This is a genomic window from Thiothrix winogradskyi, from assembly GCF_021650935.1.
Lineage (GTDB): Bacteria > Pseudomonadota > Gammaproteobacteria > Thiotrichales > Thiotrichaceae > Thiothrix > Thiothrix winogradskyi.
In genome coordinates this window covers 792,997-814,954 of record NZ_CP091244.1, presented here as the reverse complement: position 1 = coordinate 814,954, position 21,958 = coordinate 792,997, and the positions used below count along the sequence as shown (strand labels likewise).

The window sequence follows — 21,958 nt, the reverse complement described above, 5'->3', positions numbered from 1 at the left end:
AACTCACTCGTCTAATACGTCGGGCTTTTTGAGTGCCTTTTTCGCTTCAGAAGCCAAACGACGCTCTACTTTCTTCACATCTTCGGCGGGTGGCAGGTTTTCTGGGCGAATGCCGCGCTCCAGCAGTGTTTTACGCACCGCTTGATTGTTGGTGATGTGTTCGCTGGAAATGGCGGCTTCCGTGTTCATTTTGTGTTCGCGGGCGTTGAAGATAGTGATTTCTGTGGCGAAGTCTTTAGCTTTGAGAATGATGGTTGGGGCGAAATCCGCCAGCGGACGATTGTCAGGCACATTCCATTGGGCTTTCATGGATTGCGTTGGTTTGCCGAACAAAGCGGTATCGCCTGCATCTGAATAACGTTCTTGGGCTGTGTGAACCAATTCCTTTTTCATGGCTTGTCTCTGTCTCATTCAAAGATGTCATCATATTGGTTATGTATAGTAGCTCATTTTGTTGAATTTAAAAATAGTAACGATCATAATATGCGCTATGAAACAAACCGACACTACGACAACCTCTTCCGATACACTCGCCTCCTTGAGCCTGCCGCAGCGCGAACGGCTGGCGTACATTGAGTTCCGCTTGTTCTTTCTGGGTGATGTGCGCCGTCAGGATTTGATGGAGCGCTTTGGCATTGCGCCCGCCGCTGCGACCCGCGATTTTGCGCAATACCGCGAGCTTTGCCCCGATAACCTCAGTCTGGATGGCAGCAGCAAGGCGTATGTGCTGGGCTGTGGCTTTCGGCCTGCGTTTGCGCACAATGTCGAGCGGGTGTTGATGATGTTGTCGCAAGGGTTTGGCGATGGTATCAGCCAGATGCAGGATGCGTTTTTGGCGTGTGAACTGCCGCCGATGTTAAACCGCCCTGTGGTTGACATCCTTGCGCCCGTGACGCGGGCGATTTATCAGCGTAAAGCGGTGCGGATGCGTTATTTCTCGCATTCCAGCGGGATGTCGGAGCGGGAAATTGTGCCGTTCGCATTGGCAAATGACGGGCTGCGCTGGCACGTCCGCGCTTTTGACCGCAAATCCGGCGAATTCCGCGACTTTGTGTTTACGCGCATGGAATCCACCGAACTGCTGGATGGCAACCCCGCCAAACACGAACTCCCCGCGCAAGACATCCAGTGGAACCGCATTGTCGAACTCGACATCGTGCCGCACCCTGACCGTCCACACCCCGACATCACCGAACGCGACTACGGCATGGTTGATGGTGTGCTGCATCTGAAACTGCGGGCGGCAATGGCGGGGTATGTGCTGCGGCAATGGCAGGTAGATTGCTCGGCGGATCATAGTGTTGAAGAGCAAGGGTGTCGGTTGTGGCTGCGGGATGTGTTGGCGTTGTATGGGGTGAAGAATGCGATGCTGGCGTTGGGGTATCAAGAAACTAAAGCCACTGATAAAAGAGATAGAACATAATGGAAGAGATTACCAAGAAACTACTTCAAAGCTGTAAAAATGACACTTTTTTGGATGTGGTTTACGAGCTTGATTTGGAAAGTCGCAAGAATGAAAAAACTCTGCGTCCATTATTAATACGAATGCATAACGAAGGTCAGATAGATGTTATCGTTGAGTTTAGAAAATTAACACGAAAAAATACAAACGGGGATTTTTTTCTACTTAGATATATACTTGAGGAAATCTTACCTTCAATCAATGCCCCTGTTCATCAAGTTATGGATTGTGTTAAGCACCTCTCTTTAGAAGCTGGTGATGATATGGCGGCATATATGCTTATGACTCCATTTAAAGATTTCTGTCGTAAAAATCCTACAAGATCAAACGAATTACTCTCGATAGCAACTACAGACGTTGATGATGAATTTGACTTTATTTCACCAGCGATTCTTTCAGGGGCAGATTTAAATTTAGAGGAACACACAAGAAAAACCCTTTCACTAGTAAAAAATGAAAATCATTTTATTTCAAAAAGAGCCATTTTTTCCTTAGGTTTTATTAATTACAATAATCAACTTGATCTTGTAAAAATAGCATTAGAAGTGATTATTGCATCATCAAAAACAGAGAATGATGAAGTATTATCCATATCATTAAGATCGCTGTTTTCACTTTTCCTACAAGAAAAAAATTGCAAGTCAATCTTATTGGACTTCATAGAAAAACATAAAGATATAGCTAGTGACTTATTTGTACATACAGCCCTAGAACTTTTATCTTTCAATAAAGAAAATACACCTGACGATATAGAAGCTTGTCTTATTAAGTTTGCCTACCAAATAAAACCACAGAACAAAGGAACGATAAGCCGTCTTGATAACATTCTGTCAAATATGCTGGAAAAAAGAGAGTTTGACAAAGTTATTATATTTCTTGAAAAACTATTTGAACGATCTAACTATAAAATATCCATTTCCGACTTTAGCTGTTTGATGAGAGAAATATGCAAGAGTGATATTTATCTTTCAAATCTTATTACTCGATGGTTTTTATCTAGAAAAGCCATGCTTGGACGATTCTGTCTTGATTTACTTGATATGACAAGAGACAAAGGGGTAATCATCAAATGTGATATATCTCAGCTCTCAGAAAAATATGAAAGTTTTCATGTTTTCTTAGCAAAGAAAGCCTGCGGTTGGTTTTTTTCCAAACAAATTTCCGCAATTAGCTTTATTTTTTCTTTAATTGATTCTGCACCCGAAGAACAAATTGAAGAAATAATTAGCATTACATTTAATCCCCTGCTTATCAGTTATCCCGGCAGCGTAAAAGATTATCTTGAAAAATCATCGGATGGCGCATCAGAGAAAACAAAAAACTTTGTAACATCTGTGTTAGCTAAACTTAAGGATTATCATGAAGGTATAGATCAGGCTTTAAAAATTAATGAGCTACGACCAAGTGAAGCACAGCGTCATGCATATAACAGGTTTCACCATAAAATAATAAATGACGTACATAATGAAGCAAGAGAAAAATCAGTTTTCCTCTCAATAGTAAAAGAATCAGTGATTTTGTATGGTGATAGCACAATTTATCACATACATCATGATAATATAACCTCTAGACAAGAAACTCTAATGCAAAAGATTAGCACTCGCTTTGAATTTCCTTCGCTACAATATATTGATCCACATGGATTAGATTTTCAAGTTCGTAGATTTCGGTTGGAGGGATGCATGTAATGAAATTGGTAATTAAAGAATATCTCTCCTCACTTAGAGAACGAAATGAGCTTGATTCTATCTTGCCTGACTTACTCAGTCAAATGGGGCTAAATGTTTTTATCTCCCCCAGCCGTGGAACTAAGGAATATGGAGTTGATATTGCCGCAGTTGGTCGTATCGACAATGGAGAAGAAAAAGTTTACCTTTTTTCTGTAAAAGCGGGAAACCTTACTCGTAGCACTTGGAACGGGTCATCTGATCAAGCCCTGCGCCCATCAATAGATGAAATTATTGACGCATTTATTCCATCAAGAATTCCACCTGAACATCGTGATAAACCAGTTGAAATTTGCTTATGTTTTGGTGGTGATATTGAGTCAAAAATAAGACAAGAAGTATCTGGATATACTGCTAAAAATCAAAGGGAGAATTTGTCATTTAGTGAGTGGAATGGTGACAAGCTTGCTGACTATATTGAACAATATTTTTTGCAAGAAGATTTAGTTCCTGAGCATTTACGAAGTCAGCTTAGAAAAGCACTTGCCATGATTGATGAGCCAGAAGTCTCATTTAAGCACTTTAGTTATTTGATTAATTTTCTGACTAAAGCAGAAAATAACACTCAAACAGAGATTCTGACCTCAGTAAGGCAAATCTACATTTCCTTGTGGATTCTTTATAGTTGGTGTCGCGAAGAGAAAAATTTAGAGAGTGCTTACTTAGCATCAGAAATATCTCTTCTTCATGCTTGGGATATATCTAAAGTAGTATTTGAAAAAAACGATAAAGTATCACAATTAATAAGAGAAACGCTTGACGCTATTTTTAAACTTTACTTTGAAATAATAAATCATTATTTAGAAGCAGCAATACTCCCTCATGCTAACAGTCTTTACGCTTTATCATCAGCTACTCATCCTTCTTGCCCAGTTGATGTAAACCTGAAGCTATTTGATATTATTGGTCGCCTCTCGCTGACAGGAATTTGGACTTACTGGTTTTTAAATAGATTCAATCCTCGCGATAAAGAACTTGCAGAAAACTTGGAAGCAGTTGTTATATCCTATCAGGAATCATTAAAACAAATTATTATAAATAATCCAATGTTGTTTAGCCCTTATAAGGATGAACAAGCTATTGATATAGTTTTAGCAGTTTGGTTTCTTGGGTTAAATCGAAATAACTGGTCAGACATTGATCGCTGCTTTCTCTTATGAGTGATTGTATCTATTTTCTTTTTCAGTCGAACAGTACATATCCGTCAAACATTAATAGCTATGCAGAGCTTATCGAACACCCTACAGATAAATCAGAAAAATATAGAGAATCTAAAACCAAAGGTTCAATTCTTTATCAATACATTTCAATTCTTTCTGCCATGTTTGGATTTGATGAATCATATCGCCTTATTCAGGAATTGAAAATTGATTTTCTTCAGCACTGTAATTTTCAGGTATGGTATCCAGGCAATTCATCTGAAGAACACTTTTATAAGTACAGTGCAAATCATGGAGGAACACTTTCTGATATAAGCGTTGACAAAGCCCCTTCTGAATTACTTGATGAGGTTTTTGAGGAATGCGAAGTTTCTAATCAGTTTAGAGAACTTTCAGCTATTAAGTACTCATTTTGGCCAATCATTCTATTAGCCTGTCGGCATCATAGGCAACCTGTGCCAATGCACTTTTTTATGGATATTCACAAACAAATCAATCCTTTGAGCGATATTGTGTAATGATACCTGATTTCCTCCTCTACCAAACCCCCGACGGACAAACTCGCCTCGAAGTTCGCCTGCAAGACGAAACCGTGTGGCTTTCCCTCACCGACATGAGCGACCTGTTCCAACGCGACAAGTCGGTGATTTCCCGCCACATCCGCAACATCTTTGCAGAAGGCGAGCTGACGCAGGAGGCAACCGTTGCAAAATTTGCAACAGTTCAAGCCGAAGGCTCAAGGGATGTCCAACGTGAGATCGAGCACTTCAACCTCGACGTGATCATCTCCGTCGGTTATCGGGTAAAATCCCACCGGGGAACCCAGTTCCGTATCTGGGCAACCCAACGCCTGCGCGAATATCTGGTCAAGGGTTTCACACTGGACGACGAACGCCTCAAACGCGGCGGCGGTGGCAACTATTTCGACGAATTGCTTGCCCGCATCCGCGACATCCGTTCTGCCGAGCGCGTGTTCTGGCGCAAGGTGCTGGACATTTACGCTACCAGCATTGATTACGACCCGAAAACCGAGGTTTCCCAACAGTTCTTCGCCAGCGTGCAAAACAAGATGCACTGGGCAGCGCACGGGCACACCGCCGCCGAAATCATCCACACCCGCGCCAATGCCGACCAGCCCAATATGGGAATGACCACGTGGACAGGTCAAAAGCCCACCAAAGCGGAAACAATCATTGCCAAAAATTACCTGACAACCGACGAACTGGATGTGTTAAACCGCATCGTCACCGCCTATCTCGAACTCGCCGAATTACAGGCACTCAACCGCACCCCCATGTACATGAAAGACTGGGCAGCACGGCTGGATGATTTCCTGCGCCTGACCGGGCGTGAACTGCTGGACAACGCAGGAACGATTTCGCACCAACAAGCATTACAAAAAGCCGAGCAGGAGTACGCCAAATACCGCCAAGCATTGCTATCAGAGCCGCAACCCATTGACCGCGACTTTGAACAAGCCGTCAAACACCTTCCCAAGCCCTAAAAACCATGAGACAAGCAAAGCAGGGGCATCGCCATGCCAACCACCATCAACCGTAAGCTCTACCCAGAACTGGACAAGCTGCTGTGGGATGTTCATTGCGAAACCGTCGATCCTGACTTTGCTTTCCGCGTGTATGAAGAACGTTGAGGCTTCGTGCAAGCACAGAACCTAAGCGACAACGAGCAAAGTCTAATCAATGAGCTTACTCGCACAGTGGGGCAAGGCATTTTCCTTCCAGCGTTTGGGGCGGCACACCATGCCTAATTACCAACGACCCCATCACCGCCTGAGCATGACCGCATTGGCGCAGTTCGATGCAGCTTTCTAGTTTCAATTTGCTGACACCTCAGGTATGGCGATTGGTCGACAAGATTGCCGCATTACAGACCAAAGTATTACATACACCCACTTCTTTTGATTAAATAATAATCAAAAACATAATAGTCACCTGAAAAATAAATAAATATTTTTTACGTGTTTCATCATCGTTGTCATCCCTGTATCCGTCTATCAATCAGCGTTTATCCCACCCCGTTTACCCAAAATTTCCTGTTATTGCCGCAGGAAATCCGTAGGGTTTTCTCAAAAAACCTCTTTACCAGATACTAACAAATGATTATTAAAACAATATTTCTTAGCTAAGCAACTGATAATAAAACTTATTTTTTTAGATACTTATTATTGAAAAATACAATCATTATTTGTCATTCTTTCTGTGAAAATCTATAGTAGTATCCACCCCCAATGGGATAGGGGGATGACGACATATATCCCATTCAGGTAGGAATAACAAAAACATACCAAGACAACTGTTCATACAATCGCTAGGAGAACTCGTTATGAGTCTGGATTACCAAGACCTCGACCCGCAAGAAACGGCGGAATGGCAAGAAGCTATCGACGTGGTAGTGGAACGCCTCGGTGCGGAACGCGCCCGCCACTTACTGCAAAAAACCATTGAAAAAGCATTCGAGTCCGGCATTGAGCCACCCGACATGCACACGCCTTACGTCAACACCATTCCGGTGAGCCAACAGCCTGTTTATCCAGGTAATTTGGAACTGGAACGCCATATTTTGCGGGCGTTGCGCTGGAATGCTACCGCCATGGTGGTACGCGCCAACCGCAAGCCTGCTTCCCCCGGTGGTCACATTGCCTCATTCCAATCCTCCGCCATCATGTACGAAGTCGGTTATAACCACTTCTGGAAAGGCCATGATCACCCGAATGGCAGCGACATGCTGTTTATTCAAGGACATACCGCGCCCGGCACATATGCACGCGCTTTCGTCGAAGGGCGAATCACCGAAGATCAGTTAGAAAACTTCCGCATTGAAGCCGGTGGCAAGGGGATTTCATCCTATCCACACCCGTATTTGATGCCGAATTTCTGGCAGTTCTCCACTGTTTCAATGGGCTTGGGGCCAATCATGGCAATCTACCAAGCGCGTTTTTTAAAATATTTGGAAAACAGAGAGTTAACCAAGAAAGCTGAAAATCATGCGGAAGGTCGCAAGGTTTGGGCATTCTTGGGCGACGGTGAAATGGACGAACCGCAATCCCAAGGCGCGATTGCGCTGGCTTCGCGCGAGAAACTCGACAACCTCGTGTTTGTCGTCAACTGTAACCTGCAACGTTTGGACGGCCCGGTACGCGGCAATAGCAAAATCGTGCAAGAACTGGAAGGCAATTTCCGGGGCGCGGGCTGGAACGTGATCAAAGTACTGTGGGGTTCGGGCTGGGATCGTTTGCTGGCTGATCCACAATACGGGCAGTTACTGCGCAAGTTGATGATGGAATGCATCGACGGCGAATACCAGAACTTCAAAAACAAAGGCGGCGCGTACATCCGTGAACGCTTCTTCGGCAAGTACCCCGAGCTGAAAGCGATGGTTGCCGACATGACCGACGACCAGATTTACTACGAACTGATGCGCGGCGGTCACGATCAGGAAAAAGTCTACGCGGCGTACCACAATGCGGTGAATTCCGTGGGTCGCCCCACCGTTATCCTCATGCACACCGTGAAAGGTTACGGCATGGGCGAAGCGGGCGAAGGCATGAACATCAGCCATCAACAGAAAAAGCTCAGTTCCGACCAATTACTGAAGTTGCGTGACCGTTTCAGCATTCCAGTCTCACAAGAACAAATCGAAGGCGCGGAATTCTACAAACCAGCGGCTGATTCGCCAGAAATGCAGTATCTGCATGAGCGTCGTAAGGCGTTGGGTGGTTATTTACCGAACCGTCCGCAAAACTTCGAGACACTGCCGATTCCTGACCTGTCGATCTTCGACGCCCTGTTGAAAGACACGGGCGAACGTACCCTCTCCACCACGATGGCAATGGTGCGCGTGATGGTAGCGATTGCACGTCACAAGGAATTAGGGCCGCGTTTAGTGCCGATTGTGCCGGATGAAGCGCGTACTTTCGGCATGGAAGGCATGTTCCGCCAAGTGGGTATTTATTCCCCTGAAGGGCAAAAATACGAGCCGGAAGATGCCAACGACATTATGCCGTACAAGGAAACCCAAAAGGGTCAGTTGTTGGAAGAAGGCATTAATGAAGACGGTGCAATGTCGTCGTGGATTGCGGCTTCTACCTCTTATGCGAATAACCATAAGATGATGATTCCGTTTTATATTTTCTACTCCATGTTTGGTTTCCAACGCATTGGTGACTTAGCGTGGGCAGCGGGTGATATGCTGGCACGCGGTTTCTTGGTTGGCGGCACGTCAGGGCGTACTACGCTGAATGGCGAAGGCTTGCAGCATCAGGATGGTCACAGCCAATTGTTCGCGGGCTTTATTCCGAACTGCAAATCGTATGACCCGACCTTCGCGTATGAAGTGGCGGTGATTGCGCACGACGGCATGAAGCGTATGTATCAGGACGGTGAAAACGTGTTCTATTACATCACCACCCTGAACGAAAACTACGCCATGCCAGCACTACCGGAAGGTTCGGAAGCAGGCATTATCAAGGGCATGTACTCACTCCGTGCGGCGGAAGGCAAAGCCGCAAACCGTGTGCAATTGCTGGGTTGCGGCTCAATCTTGCGCGAAGTCATTGCTGCTGCTGACTTGCTGCAAGCGGATTGGGGCGTGGAAGCTGATATTTGGGCAACACCAAGTTTGAACGAATTGGCGCGAGATGGCGCAGCGTGTACACGGTGGAATTTGCTACATCCTGATCAGGAAGAGCGCAAACCGTGGGTCACGCAATGTCTGGAAGGCCAACAAGGCCCAGTCATCGCTTCGACCGACTACATCCGCAGCTTTGCCGAGCAAATCCGCGCGTATGTACCGGGGGATTACCATGTGTTGGGCACGGACGGTTTCGGGCGTTCCGACAGCCGTGATGCATTACGCTCACATTTCGAGGTTGACCGTTATTACGTCACCGTAGCGGCGCTGAAAGCACTGGCTGACCAGCAAAAAACCAGCAAAGCCAAAGGCAAAATCACGGTAAAAACCGTGCTGGAAGCACTGGCGAAATACGGTATCGACCCTGAAAAACCCAACCCGCTGTACGCTTGATTTGGAGTTGCCCTTATGAGTATCGAAATTCACGTTCCCGACATTGGCAACTTTTCCAATGTCGATGTTATTGAAGTCCTCGTCAACGTTGGCGACACGGTTGCCATTGACGATTCGTTAATCACGCTCGAATCCGACAAAGCGGCGATGGAAATCCCCGCGCCACGCGGTGGTGTGGTCAAGGAAATCAAGATTGCGATCGGCGATAAGGTTTCCGAAGGCACGCTGATCCTAGTGCTGGAAGACGCCGGTGAAGCCAGCGTTAACGTCGCGTCTGCCCCCGCACAACCGAAAGTGTCCAGCGGTGCGGCAGCGGCTGTACCCGTTACCGTTGCCACCCCGACCGGTTTGGAAGAAATTTGCGTGCCGGACATTGGCAATTTCCACGATGTGGATGTCATTGAAGTGCTGGTGCGCGAAGGCGATGTGATCGACGCGGAAACCTCGTTGATTACGCTCGAATCCGACAAAGCCGCAATGGAAATTCCGTCCCCGAAAGCGGGTGTGGTGAAACAATTGAAAATTGCAGTCGGCGATAAAGTCTCCGCAGGCAGTTTGATTCTGGTTTTGGAAGTGGCAGGCGCATCATCCTCAGAGGCTGCTCCGGTTGCAGCCGCCATGCCTGCCGCTTCCCTTTTTGTTCCCCCGGCAAGCAATGCCCCGGCGGTGGATGCGGAGCGTTTCCGCCGCGCCCACGCCAGCCCGTCAGTGCGCCGTATTGCGCGTGAACTGGGCGTTGATCTGACGCAAGTGGCAGGCTCAGGCCCACACGGGCGCATTACCGAAGCCGATGTGCGCAACTTTGGCAAAGGTGGCAGTGCTGTGGTCGCACAAGCTGCTACACCTGCACCAGCGGCAAAACCTGCCGCGCCTGCTGGCGGTGAAATGGGCATTCCGCTGATTACCCAACCCGATTGGAGTCAGTTTGGCGCCATCGAAACCGTGCCGATGTCGCGCATTGGCAAACTCTCCGCCAAGCATTTGCACCGTGCCTGGCTAAACGTGCCGCAAGTCACCCATTTTGACGAAGCCGACATTACCGAACTGGAAGCCTACCGCAACAGCTTGAAAGACAAGGCCAAGGCGATGGGCTTCAACTTCACCCCGCTGGTATTCATGCTGAAAGCGGTGGTCGCCGCACTCAAGGAATACCCGAAATTCAACTCGGCACTGGCGGACGATGGTGAAAACCTGATCCAGCGCAAGTTCTACAATATCGGCATTGCGGTGGATACGCCGGATGGCCTGGTTGTGCCCGTCATCCGCGATGTCGACCGCAAAGGCTTGTTTGAACTGGCGCGTGAACTCGGCGAAGTGTCGAAAAAAGCCCGCGATGGCAAACTCAAAGCGGCGGACATGCAGGGTGGTTGCTTCACCATTTCCAGCCTCGGCGGGATTGGCGGCACTAACTTCACCCCGATTGTCAACGCACCGGAAGTCGGCATTCTCGGCCTGACCCGTGCGCAAGACCGCCTCAAGCGCGTGAATGGCGAAATCGTCGACCGCCTGCTGCAACCACTGGCGGTGTCTTACGACCATCGTGTGATTGATGGTGCGTATGCGGCGCGTTTCGTCAGCCATATCGCGTTTGTATTGTCCGACGTGCGTAACCTGATCCTGTAATGCGGGGAGTGGAATCATGAGTAACTTGAAAGCAGATCTTTCCTGCCAGATGCTGGTATTGGGCGCAGGCCCTGGCGGTTATACCGCTGCCTTCCGTGCCGCCGATTTGGGAATGCAAACCGTGTTGGTGGAACGCTGGAGCACCTTGGGCGGTGTGTGTTTGAACGTCGGCTGCATTCCGTCCAAAGCCTTGCTGCACGCCGCAAAAGTGCTGGACGAAGCGCATGAAGTGGCGGATTGCGGCATTGAATTTGCCCCGCCCAAAGTCGACATCGACAAACTACGCGGCTGGAAAGAAAAGATCGTCAACCGCTTAACCGGCGGTCTGTCGGGCTTGGCAAAACAGCGCAAAGTGCAAGTGGTCAACGGCGTGGGTACATTCCTCGACCCCAACCACGTCGAAGTCATCGGCAACGACGGCAAGAAAACCGTGGTGCGCTTTGAAAAAGCCGTGATTGCGGCGGGTTCAGAAGCGGTGAAATTGCCGTTCATTCCTGACGACCCGCGGGTGATCGACTCCACGGGTGCGCTGGAATTGGCGAGCGTGCCAGAACACATGCTGGTGATCGGCGGCGGCATTATCGGGCTGGAAATGGCGACGGTTTACGCGGCACTCGGTTCTAAAATCACCGTGGTCGAAATGCTGCCCGGCATTATTGCGGGCGCAGACAAAGACGTGGTGAAACCGTATTTCAACCGCATTAAAAAGCGTTATGAAAACATCTGGTTAGAAACCCGCGTGACCAAAGTCGAAGCCACGGCGGCAGGCATGAAAGTCACGTTTGAAGGCAAGCAAGCGCCAGCCGAACCGCAATTGTATGACCGTGTTTTGGTCGCAGTTGGGCGCACGCCGAACGGCAAACGCATCGGTGCGGAAAAAGCCGGTGTGGCAGTGGATGAGCGCGGCTTTGTGCAAGTGGTCGATACGCAAATGCGCACTACCCAGCCGCACATCTTCGCGATTGGCGACATCATTGGGCAACCGATGCTGGCGCACAAAGCGGTGCACGAAGGTAAGACGGCTGCGGAAGTCGCGGCTGGTTTGCCTAGCCACTTCGACGCACGGGTGATTCCATCGGTCGCTTACACTGACCCCGAAATTGCGTGGGTCGGCGTGACCGAAGAAGAAGCCAAAGCCAAGGGCATCAACTACGGCAAAGGCGTATTCCCGTGGGCAGCCAGCGGACGGGCGCTATCCATCGGACGGGACGAAGGCATGACCAAGCTGATTTTCGACGCGGAAACCGAACGCGTGATTGGCGCGGGCATTGTCGGCACGAATGCCGGGGATTTGATCGCTGAAGTCGCACACGCGATTGAAATGGGGTCGAATGCGACGGATATTGGCTTGACGGTGCATCCGCATCCGACGCTTTCCGAAACGGTCGCAATGGCGGCGGAAATGTTTGAAGGCACGATTACCGATTTGATTGCACCGAAGAAAAAGCACTAAGCTGAAAGTAATTGTTCACACCACCCTCGAAGACCCTCACCCCCCAGCCCCCTCTCCCGGAGGTAGAGGGGGAGTAAGAGGTTGTCTTTCTTAGCCCCTCTACCTCTGGGAGAGGGGTTGGGGTGAGGGTCTTCATGGGGAATATTGAGCAATCCATCCCCAAGATATCCTAAGCCGTCTTTCTCAAACGCAACGCCCACACCGCCGCAATCACCGCCGCCAAGAACGACACCAGCGCCCAATTCGCCAGCGAAAGTCCCAAAATAACCAGCTCTTCGTCTTCGCATAAGCCGCTGACTTCAAACAAGCTGGGGATATTATCGCTGAGGAAATACACCAATTGCTCAATCAGATTCGGATTGCTGCCTGCGCATGACGCACTGCCGGGTGGCTGTAATTGCAGCCAAGTCTGATAACCTGCCGTTGCGGTTCCCACGCCTGCCAGCAAGATCACCAACCCGCCCCATACTTTTTCACCAAACCCCGTCGCCGCGAGCAACCCAAATACCGCTAACAGCATGAATAATAGCCGCTGAAAAATGCACAAATAACACGGGTGAAGATCCAGCCAAGCAGTCAGCACAAAGCTGCTTGCCGCGAGACTCATGGCAATCAAGCCAATCGCCAGCCATAACGTTTTAGGGGTTAATGTCAGCATGTGTTGGAGTATCCTGTATTTTCACAGCACCTATCGTACAAGAATTAACACCGCCGCTCATTATGAAAATTCCCCATTACGGTTGTTTTCTTTTCCGGGGCAGGCTGTGTACAGTAGGTGTTTGGTTGCTGTTGAGAGAGAGGCGGTAATGGATACGAAAGCAAACCCTGTGCAATTGGTGGATCGTTTCGGGCGGCAAGTCACGTATGTGCGGCTGTCCGTGACGGATCGTTGTGATTTGCGTTGCGTGTATTGCATGTCCGAAGACATGACCTTCGTACCGCGTGAACAATTACTCACCTTGGAAGAAATGGCACGCTTGGGCAAAGCCTTCGTGGATATGGGGGTAAATAAAATTCGGATTACGGGTGGTGAACCCCTCGTGCGCCGCAATATTTTGAAACTGTTCCAGGATTTGGGGCAACTTGATGGCTTGCGAGATCTGACCGTAACCACGAACGGCACACAATTGGCACGTTACGCCAAAGACCTGCAAGCCGCTGGCGTTACCCGCGTCAATATCAGCCTCGACACCTTAAATCCCGACCGTTTTCACGCCTTAACGCGCTTGGGTGACATCAATAAAGTGCTGGCAGGCATCGACGCAGCCTTGGAAGCGGGTTTCCAGCGCGTCAAACTCAATGCCGTCATTTTGAAACACCGCAACCACGACGAAGTGCTGGATTTAGTGGAATTTGCCCACGGGCGCGGCATGGATATTACCTTTATCGAAGAAATGCCCCTAGGCGTTATCGGCGATCATGACCGTGCCGAAGCGTTTTATTCCAGCGATGAAATTTTGCGCGACTTGCAGCAGCACTTGAGTTTGAGCGCGATCGAAGAACAGACTGGCGGCCCGGCACGCTATTTTCGCCGCGAAGACAGCGCGTACCGTGTGGGATTTATTTCACCGCATAGCCACAATTTTTGCGATACCTGCAACCGGGTGCGCGTGACGGCGGAAGGACGCTTGCTGCTGTGTTTGGGGCAGGAACATTCGATGGATTTGCGGCGCGTATTGCGGGCGAATCCAACCGATGATGCGCGGGTGCGGGCAGCTCTGCTCGAATCCATGGCTATTAAACCGCAAGGGCATGAGTTCAATTTGCAAGCGGCGCAACCGATGATTTTCCGCCACATGAGCGCCACGGGCGGCTAAACCCTAGCAGCGCGGCTTGCCTGTGGTAGAATCCAAGCAAACTCACTGTTACACAGGTTCCCTATGACTGAACGTACTGCCAGCGTGGCACGCAACACGCTCGAAACCCAAATCCGCATCACCATCAACCTCGATGGCACGGGCAAATCGCGCTTTGCGACCGGTATTCCTTTCCTCGAACACATGCTTGATCAAGTGGCGCGTCACGGCATGATTGACCTCGACATCGAATGCAAAGGCGACCACCACATTGACGACCACCACAGTGTCGAAGACATTGGCATTACCTTGGGGCAAGCGTTCGCGCAAGCCGTAGGCGACAAAAAAGGCATCCGCCGTTACGGCCACGCTTACGTGCCGTTGGATGAAGCCCTCTCCCGCGTGGTCATCGACTTTTCCGGCAGACCGGGCTTGGAACATCAGGTGGAATACCCGCGCACCAATATTGGCGCGTTTGAAACCGACCTGTTTTACGAATTTTTCCAAGGCTTTGTGAATCACGCGCTGGTGTCGTTGCACATCGACAATTTGAAAGGGCGCAATTCACACCACATTGCCGAAACCGTTTTCAAAGCCTTCGGGCGGGCGTTGCGCATGGCGTTGGAGCTGGATCCGCGCATGGCGGGGATTATGCCGTCGACGAAGGGGAGTTTGTAACGTCATCTCATCTGTTTGTATGATTTCGCGCAGAGGTACACAACCATGCAATTGACATTAGACATACCTGACCACTGTTTTCCATCCCAACAAGACACGACGACACTGGCGCAAAAAGCAAAACTGTACACGGCATTGCTGTTGTTTCAGTCTGGGCAATTATCGCGTGGTGCTGCTTGTGAATTTGCCGGAGTTGACATCTATAGCTTTTTTGCCGCGTGTAAACAGTACAATATCCCTGTTATCAATACGGATGCAGATGATTTAGAAGCGGATGTGATGCGCTTTAATCGGCTGCACCCCTTATGATTGTTATTGCTGATTCCTCGCCATTGGTAGCGTTGTCCGTGTGTGGCTGCCTGTCATTATTGGATAGGTTGTTTGGGCAGGTGCGAGTCCCGGATGCTGTTTTTCAAGAGGTTTGCGTGGCAGGCAAACCTGAAGCCAGCAATCTCAGTTTGTATTTGCAAGACAAAGTATTGATAGCTTCAACCGCGAATTTTCCGATTCATCCGCTCAAGGGTCTAGGCTTGGGTGAGCGCGAAGCAATGGCTTTGTATCTGGAAATATCCGCTGATTTATTGTTGGTTGATGACCAACGCGCTAAAAAAGTTGCCTATGCCAATGGTTTAGAGGTCATGGGCAGTGTGGGTGTTCTGCTGTTAGCGGAGCAACGCGGTATGTTGCCTGCGATCAAACCGTTATTAATGACGTTATCGGCTTCGGATGTTCATCTTGGAGAGAACATCATCATTAAAGCCTTACAACAAGCGGGTGAGCTTTGAAGACTCTCCGCACTTAAAGAGAACAGTTAATGCAAAAAATCGCCATCATCGACTACAACATGGGCAACCTACACTCGGTGGAACGCGCCGTTTCCCACGCTGCTGCTGGTCATGCCACGGTAGCGATTACGTCTGACCCTGACATGATCTTAAAAGCCGACCGCGTGGTGTTTCCGGGGCAAGGTGCGGCGCGTGACTGTATGCGCGAACTCGAAACCCGTGGCATGGCGGAAGTGGTACGCGAAGTCATCCAGACCAAACCTTTCCTCGGCATTTGCATGGGGATGCAGGTCTTGATGCAGCATTCCGAAGAAAACGGCGGCATTGAATGCCTCGGTTTGTACGAGGGTAATGTGCGCTATTTCGACACGGTGCATCAGGAAATTGGTGTGCGCCTGAAGATTCCGCAAATGGGCTGGAATCAAATCTGGCATCAAGTCGAACACCCGCTGTGGCAAGGCATTGCGGATGGCGCACGCTTCTATTTCGTCCACAGCTATTATGTGGAGCCAGTCACGCCGGACTTGATTGCAGGCTCGACCGAATACGGCATCAGCTACGCCTCCGCGATTGCCAAAGACAATGTATTTGCGATTCAGGCACACCCGGAAAAATCGGCGGATGATGGCTTGAAATTGCTGGAAAATTTCGTCAACTGGCAACCGTAATCAGTTGGGCAACGCCTGCTCTTGTTCCAACTGCTTTAACCATTGCTGGGCGGAATCACGCACCGCTAAATCATCGCTTAGCGCCGCTTGCTGATAATGGCTAGCGGCTTCCTCCAGATTTTTCACCACACCCCAACCATGATGATGCGCTTGTCCTATCCATAATTCCGCACCCTTATCACCGGCAAGGCTCTCCGCTTGCAAAAACTCTAAGCAACTTGTCTGGCGTAACCCATCACTGCTGCTTAAGCTGTCACGAATGCTGTCACTGGATAAGGTTTCCCCAGCAGGCGTACACGTTGCTGGCGGTTTCGGCGGTTCGCTGGGAACAACTGCTAATGCCATAGGCGCAGGCGCAGGTGTAGGAGGTGCTATTTCTACTGCTTCAACCGGCGCAGGAGCTACGGTTGTCGCAAGACTGGTGGATTTGTTGGCAAACCAGCCAAATGAAAACAGATAGCTGCCAATCAACAGCGCAAATAAACTGATGATGATGATGATTTGTATCATCCAGAAACGGTCAATTTTCACGGTGTTACCTTCTCCGCTACTTTGGGCATAATCAGTATATCGCCAGTTTCCAACAAGTTAGGGTTAGGAATACGATTTTTGTTGAGTTCCCATAACGTTTTCCATGCGGTCGCCGTACCCAATTTTGCTGCGGCAATTTTGCCAAGCGAATCACCGGATTGGATGGTGTAGGTATTGCTGCCGTCTGGCACTTCGTTGGAAATTTTGAAGGGCAAGTAGCGTTTGATCAACTCGGCATATTCATCGGATTCTTTGATCTTCGCAAGCGCAGTGTTGACAGCGGTACGCATCGCATCGTTACCCTGTTTAATGCCAATGGCGTAGGTGCTTTCATTCAAGTTAAAGGCGGCAATCTGTAAACTGCTGCTAAACGGTTTGATTTCTTCAACCGTAAACGGGTAATCGTAAATGATGGCATCGACATCACGTTTTTCCAGATGACGAAACCAGCCCACACCTTCGTAAGTCACCAGTGCTTTTTTGTCGGGAATCGTGTCGTTGATCCACTTGATAACAGCAGGGTCTTTGTAAGCGCCAATGGTTTTCCCGCGCAACTGCTTGATATTTTTGATGGTGCTACCACGCGGCACAATCAGGCATTGCCCGAAATCCAGATAGCTATCCGACCAATAGACCCCCTCAATGGAATCATCAGGGATATAGCCGCCCATCACCATGTCAGCCTTACCCTCAACCGCCAAGCCGGGCAGCTTGGAATAATCATCTTCCACCGCTTGCACTGTCGGAATGCCCAGCTCTTTAGCCACGAGTAGCGCCAAGTGGTAATCGAAACCGTCTTCCTTGCCGTCTTCGTTGAGCCAATACATGGGGGGAAAATCCGGTTCCATTGCCACCCGTAATACACCCGCTTGTTTGGCGGCAGCCAGTACATTCACCGGCTCGGTGGGTGGCGTGCTTGCAGTGGTGGCAGGTGGTGAAGGTGGCGGCACAGCCGCTGCCAGACTAGTTGCCAGAAAAAATAAGGCAACTCCACAAGACCAAATAATTTTTTGCATACCACAATTCTCACACTGTTATGGTTGAATGACCGTAACAGTATAGAAGCAATAGCACAGCCCCTAACGTTAAGGAGACAAAAGGTCGATTTTATTGACTAACAATCAGGTAATTATTAATCATCCACAGTCCAGCGGATTTGTTTGCATCATCCTGTCCAAGTGGCAGAAAATGCAGGCTCTTCATCACGGAACTGTTATTTTCATGCTCACTGATTCAGAACTTCGCGCTCGTCTGCATTTCTGGCGTGCCAAAGGCATGGGCCCCGGCAGCCTGCGCCGCATTGTGGAACATTTCGGCGGTGCGGCGGAAGCCTTGCGTGTGTCTGACAGTGCCTTGCTGGAAGCAGGTTTGAAACAGGAAGGCATTGCCGCCTACCGTGCGCAAGACCGTGATGCCGCGCTCCCCGATTGGCGTTGGCTGGAAGCCGCCGATGATCACCATATTCTCGTGCCCGAAGACAGCCGTTACCCCGCCTTGCTCAAACGCATTCGCACCGCGCCGCCGGTATTGTTTGCCCTCGGCAACCCCGATTTGCTGAATGATCCGCAAATCGGCATGGTGGGCAGCCGCAACCCGACCCAAGGCGGCAAAGAAAACGCCCGCGCCTTTGCCGCACATTTCGCCACGAATGGTTTAACCGTTACAAGCGGTCTAGCTGTCGGAATTGATGCACACAGCCACGAAGCCTCCTTGGACGCTGGCGGTAACACCATTGCGGTAGTGGGCAACGGTCTCGACATTATTTACCCACTGCGCAATCGCAAACTGGCAGAACGCATTGCTGCACAAGGCTGCATCGTCTCCGAATTCCCCATCGGTATTCCCGCACACCCGCAACATTTTCCACGCCGCAACCGCATTATCAGCGGCATGAGTTTTGGCGTATTGATTGTGGAAGCGGCATTGCAAAGCGGAACGCTCGTCACCGCCCGCCATGCGATGGAACAAGGGCGCGAAGTATTTGCCATTCCCGGCTCGATTCACAACCCGTTGGCACGCGGTTGCCACCATTTGATCCGCCAAGGCGCAAAATTAGTCGAAACCGCCAACGACATTTTGGAGGAAATTGCGCCACAACTAAACGTTTGGTTACAACAAGATAAGGCTAATCCGGCAACACCCGGACAAGCGGTATTGAACCTGTCTGCGCAATTACCCGACACCGATACCTTTGATCCCGAATACGCGCAAGTACTTGATGCGTTGGGCTACGAACCACTACCGATAGACCAGATTATCCTGAATACAGGCTTGACCGCTGACGCGGTTTCATCCATCCTCCTTATGCTTGAACTGCACAACCTTGTAGCAGCATGTGGTGGTGGGCATTACATGCGATTGGGGTCAGGAACTGGAAACTGATGAAAGAAAATACGCTGGACGTTCTCTTCTACCTTTTTGACAATTATCCCGACATGGGTGACAACCTGCCGGAAGACCGCGCCTCCATGCACGGTTATTTGCAAGACGCTGGTTTCCTGAATAGCGAAATTACCCGCGCTTTCGATTGGCTGGAAAGCCTCGGTGACGACGCAGAGCGCGTGGAAGTGACCTACCGCTCGTGCACCACGCGCATCTTTTCCCCACAAGAACGTTATTGGCTGGATGGCGAATGCCAAGGCTATTTAATATTCTTAGAACACGCTGGCGTGATCAGCGCTGAAGCCCGCGAACAAATCCTCGACCGCGTGCTGGAATTACAGGACGAAGACTTTAACCTCGACCGCCTCAAATGGGTGGTATTAATGGTATTGCTGAATCGCCCTGAAGAAGGCAATAGCTTTTTCTGGGCAGAAGGCTTGAGCGTTTCTGGCGAAGCCCCCGTGTTTCATTGAATACCATTCGGGCAAAAAATTAGTAATAAATTTTTGCCCGTCTAGCACTTTTACTGAAAAAATAGGTCTATCAGCTCTGTTATGTGAATTATCAATAATCGGGGCTGCTATCTATGTCGACTATCCATCATTCCGGTGTCCGCCGTGCTTCCTTGCGTTTAATGCTGGCTTCAAGCCTGATTGCCAGCCTTGCCACCAATGCCTATGCTGCTGAACCTGCCAACAATACGCGAATCAGTGCTGCCGAAGCCGCTGAAGAAGCCGCTGCTGCTGCCAAAGTTGCCAGAGAAGCTGAAATAGAGGCCCGAAAAACCGCGCACATTGCTGCCCAAACCGCCGCCAAAGCGGCTGCCCAAGCCGCTGCCGAAGCCTCTGTTGCCAATCGGCTGGCTGCCCAAGCCGCTGCTCAGGCTGAAGCCATGCGCCGCAAGCTGCAACCCGCCACGGCTGGCAACACCACCACGACCGCGGCCAATGATGTAGCCTCTGCCGTAACCAATAATCCCGCCGTTACCACTAACACTCCCACCGGCCCACGGGCAGAACTGGGGGTCACTCAGAATAAGACTTGGGGTACAGGCGGTAGCGTCAAAATCGAAGCAGGTAACGAAACCCTCGCAGGCCAACTGGAAACCGACTTCACCGCCGATGCCCAAGCCAGCAAAGCCTCGGCTGCGTGGCAGTTTCAGGATAACCGTGTCCTGACTGGCAGCGTCGGCTACACCACCGCCAATGCCGCCAAAGCTCTAGGAATGGAAGATGCCGCCGGTGATCTGAGCGCCAGCAATGTGCAAGTAGGTTTGCACAGCGGTGACAGTGCCGTGGTGTATGAAAAGGGGCAAGCCGATGATGCCGATCTTTCCTCCACCCAGCGTTATGTGGGCAAGAAATGGCAGGAAATCAGCGCCCAACAACGCTTACTGGTGGGAGAGCAAGCCGAAATATTGGTCAGCGCGGGGGTGCGGGAAGAAGAACTTGGCGGACTAAAAGATGTCCGTGCTACAGGCGGGGTGGAAGGGAATTATTACCTCGCCGACCAAAAGGGCAAGCTGTCTGCCGGAGTGCAAAACTGGCAGGAAGGGGGCAATTATGAAGCCAAACTGCGCTATGAACGCCAAATGGGAACCAACAACAACGCCAACTGGTTTACTGAAGCCAAAAGCACTCAGGGCAGCCGCAGCGATGTGCAATGGATGACTGGTCTGGCGTTAGGGGAAGGCCAAAATTACACCCGCCCCGCCGCAGGCACGGTCAACGCCCTCACGGCTCTCGACCGAGACAAGAACACCCTGCATTACAGCCAATTTGACGGTGGCTTGGGTCAAGCGGAAGAAAAACCGGATAACACCGCCCCACGGCTGCTCAGCACCCCCTCTATTGTTGTTGAGGCTGGGAAAAGTGCCAGCACGGCACTGACATTGAGTGAAGCTGGCAGCGTCAGCTTATCAGCACCTGCTGGCATTACCGCAACACTGGCAGATGGTGGCGCGAGCGCCAGCAATCATACTCTCAGCGTTGCAACATCCACGGCACTGGTAGCAGGCAATTACACCATCCGGCTCACTGCCACTGATGCCAAAGGTAACAGCAGCGGCGCTGAGATTCCTGTTCTGGTAAGTGCTGCCCCCGTCACCCCCCCTGTTGAACCATCTGCTCCGGTGGTATTGGATGCCGACAAGGATGGAGTACCGGATGCAACTGACAATTGCCCAACCAATGCCAATTCTAATCAGGCAGATACCGACAACGATGGCTTAGGCGATGCGTGCGACCCCCAAGACGACCGTGACACCGATGGCGACGGGGTAAAAAATTATTTGGATCAGTGTTCAAGCACGCCTAGTGGTGTCAGTGTTACCAGCACTGGTTGTCAGGTTATTCGTCTGGATAGCACCCGCACTACCAGTCTCAGCGTATATACAGGTAATGCGGTGGCATTTTTCTACGCCATTCCTGATTTGACGAAAATCGAGAATGCACAAACACGAATTACTGCAACGAGTTCTGTCGGCACACCACGTATTACCATCAGCTCAAATGCAGCCGTTGTCTCAGTAACAGGTGCTGGTATTGATGGCGGAATACCGCTGACAATCCAGTTGTTCATTGACGGTGCACTCGCAGCGACGGCTAAATAATGGTTAACTTAACCTGATAGCGATTTTCCCACCACAATG

General features: G+C 50.0%; 21 protein-coding genes. 17 read left to right on the top strand and 4 right to left on the bottom strand.

The genetic code is table 11. The features are described from left to right. Positions 1–3: 3 nt before the first annotated feature. Positions 4–393: a hypothetical protein gene (locus tag L2Y54_RS04275; RefSeq protein WP_236500046.1), complete on the bottom strand. Its 390-nt coding sequence runs from the start codon at positions 391–393 to the stop codon at positions 4–6. Positions 394–490: 97 nt separating this feature from the next. Between L2Y54_RS04275 and L2Y54_RS04270 the strand changes: the two genes are divergently transcribed. The 9 genes from L2Y54_RS04270 (at position 491) to lpdA (ending at position 12,468) form a co-directional block, all read left to right on the top strand. After that, the gene (locus L2Y54_RS04270) at positions 491–1,423 is read left to right on the top strand and encodes a WYL domain-containing transcriptional regulator (protein WP_236500045.1); all 933 of its coding nucleotides are present in this window, start codon (positions 491–493) and stop codon (positions 1,421–1,423) included. After that, positions 1,423–3,150 (top strand): hypothetical protein, encoded by a 1,728-nt coding sequence (locus L2Y54_RS04265; protein WP_236500044.1) that lies wholly within the window; start codon positions 1,423–1,425, stop codon positions 3,148–3,150. Before L2Y54_RS04270 ends, L2Y54_RS04265 begins: the two co-directional genes overlap by 1 nt. Then, positions 3,150–4,349, top strand: a complete 1,200-nt coding sequence (locus tag L2Y54_RS04260; protein ID WP_236500043.1) for a hypothetical protein — start codon at positions 3,150–3,152, stop codon at positions 4,347–4,349. Before L2Y54_RS04265 ends, L2Y54_RS04260 begins: the two co-directional genes overlap by 1 nt. Next, on the top strand, positions 4,346–4,867 hold the full coding sequence (locus L2Y54_RS04255; protein ID WP_236500042.1) for a hypothetical protein: 522 nt from the start codon (positions 4,346–4,348) through the stop codon (positions 4,865–4,867). The genes L2Y54_RS04260 and L2Y54_RS04255 overlap by 4 nt, the downstream gene beginning before the upstream one ends. Next, complete coding sequence (locus L2Y54_RS04250; RefSeq protein WP_236500041.1) at positions 4,867–5,853, top strand: virulence RhuM family protein; 987 nt, start codon at positions 4,867–4,869, stop codon at positions 5,851–5,853. The genes L2Y54_RS04255 and L2Y54_RS04250 overlap by 1 nt, the downstream gene beginning before the upstream one ends. A 196-nt stretch (positions 5,854–6,049) precedes the next feature. Next, positions 6,050–6,181, top strand: a complete 132-nt coding sequence (locus tag L2Y54_RS21670; protein WP_255697867.1) for a hypothetical protein — start codon at positions 6,050–6,052, stop codon at positions 6,179–6,181. Positions 6,182–6,692: 511 nt separating this feature from the next. After that, positions 6,693–9,392, top strand: coding sequence for a pyruvate dehydrogenase (acetyl-transferring), homodimeric type (gene aceE, locus L2Y54_RS04245; protein WP_236500040.1), 2,700 nt, complete (start codon positions 6,693–6,695; stop codon positions 9,390–9,392). A 15-nt stretch (positions 9,393–9,407) separates the two neighbouring features. Next, positions 9,408–11,015, top strand: a complete 1,608-nt coding sequence (locus L2Y54_RS04240; protein WP_236500038.1) for a dihydrolipoyllysine-residue acetyltransferase — start codon at positions 9,408–9,410, stop codon at positions 11,013–11,015. Positions 11,016–11,031: 16 nt separating this feature from the next. Next, complete coding sequence (gene lpdA / locus L2Y54_RS04235) at positions 11,032–12,468, top strand: dihydrolipoyl dehydrogenase (RefSeq protein ID WP_236500037.1); 1,437 nt, start codon at positions 11,032–11,034, stop codon at positions 12,466–12,468. Positions 12,469–12,637: 169 nt separating this feature from the next. On the opposite strand, the gene L2Y54_RS04230 is transcribed toward lpdA, so the two are convergent. Beyond that, positions 12,638–13,126 (bottom strand): disulfide bond formation protein B, encoded by a 489-nt coding sequence (locus tag L2Y54_RS04230; protein WP_236500036.1) that lies wholly within the window; start codon positions 13,124–13,126, stop codon positions 12,638–12,640. Positions 13,127–13,274: 148 nt separating this feature from the next. On the opposite strand from L2Y54_RS04230, the gene moaA reads away from it, so the two are divergent. From moaA to hisH, 5 genes are all read left to right on the top strand, one after another. Next, the gene (moaA, locus tag L2Y54_RS04225) at positions 13,275–14,285 is read left to right on the top strand and encodes a GTP 3',8-cyclase MoaA (RefSeq protein WP_236500035.1); all 1,011 of its coding nucleotides are present in this window, start codon (positions 13,275–13,277) and stop codon (positions 14,283–14,285) included. 63 nt (positions 14,286–14,348) lie between these two features. Beyond that, a complete protein-coding gene (gene hisB / locus L2Y54_RS04220; protein ID WP_236500034.1) occupies positions 14,349–14,942 on the top strand; it encodes an imidazoleglycerol-phosphate dehydratase HisB in 594 nt (197 codons plus the stop codon). 45 nt (positions 14,943–14,987) lie between these two features. Next, positions 14,988–15,251: a UPF0175 family protein gene (locus tag L2Y54_RS04215; RefSeq protein WP_236500033.1), complete on the top strand. Its 264-nt coding sequence runs from the start codon at positions 14,988–14,990 to the stop codon at positions 15,249–15,251. After that, complete coding sequence (locus tag L2Y54_RS04210) at positions 15,248–15,727, top strand: PIN domain-containing protein (protein WP_236500032.1); 480 nt, start codon at positions 15,248–15,250, stop codon at positions 15,725–15,727. Before L2Y54_RS04215 ends, L2Y54_RS04210 begins: the two co-directional genes overlap by 4 nt. Positions 15,728–15,756: 29 nt before the next feature. Then, positions 15,757–16,395 (top strand): imidazole glycerol phosphate synthase subunit HisH, encoded by a 639-nt coding sequence (gene hisH / locus L2Y54_RS04205; protein ID WP_236500031.1) that lies wholly within the window; start codon positions 15,757–15,759, stop codon positions 16,393–16,395. Here the strand turns inward: hisH and L2Y54_RS04200 are convergent, their stop codons facing one another. Further along, positions 16,396–16,926 carry an SEL1-like repeat protein gene (locus L2Y54_RS04200; protein WP_236500030.1) on the bottom strand — a complete coding sequence of 177 codons (531 nt, stop codon included), beginning with the start codon at positions 16,924–16,926 and terminating at the stop codon, positions 16,396–16,398. It lies immediately after the preceding gene. Beyond that, a complete protein-coding gene (locus L2Y54_RS04195; RefSeq protein ID WP_236500029.1) occupies positions 16,923–17,942 on the bottom strand; it encodes a transporter substrate-binding and LysM peptidoglycan-binding domain-containing protein in 1,020 nt (339 codons plus the stop codon). Before L2Y54_RS04195 ends, L2Y54_RS04200 begins: the two co-directional genes overlap by 4 nt. A gap of 205 nt (positions 17,943–18,147) precedes the next feature. On the opposite strand from L2Y54_RS04195, the gene dprA reads away from it, so the two are divergent. The 3 genes from dprA (at position 18,148) to L2Y54_RS04180 (ending at position 21,919) form a co-directional block, all read left to right on the top strand. Then, a complete protein-coding gene (gene dprA, locus L2Y54_RS04190) occupies positions 18,148–19,308 on the top strand; it encodes a DNA-processing protein DprA (RefSeq protein ID WP_236500028.1) in 1,161 nt (386 codons plus the stop codon). Further along, positions 19,308–19,781, top strand: a complete 474-nt coding sequence (locus L2Y54_RS04185) for a Smg family protein (RefSeq protein WP_236500026.1) — start codon at positions 19,308–19,310, stop codon at positions 19,779–19,781. The genes dprA and L2Y54_RS04185 overlap by 1 nt, the downstream gene beginning before the upstream one ends. 113 nt (positions 19,782–19,894) lie before the next feature. Then, positions 19,895–21,919, top strand: a complete 2,025-nt coding sequence (locus tag L2Y54_RS04180; RefSeq protein ID WP_236500024.1) for a thrombospondin type 3 repeat-containing protein — start codon at positions 19,895–19,897, stop codon at positions 21,917–21,919. Positions 21,920–21,958: the final 39 nt, after the last annotated feature.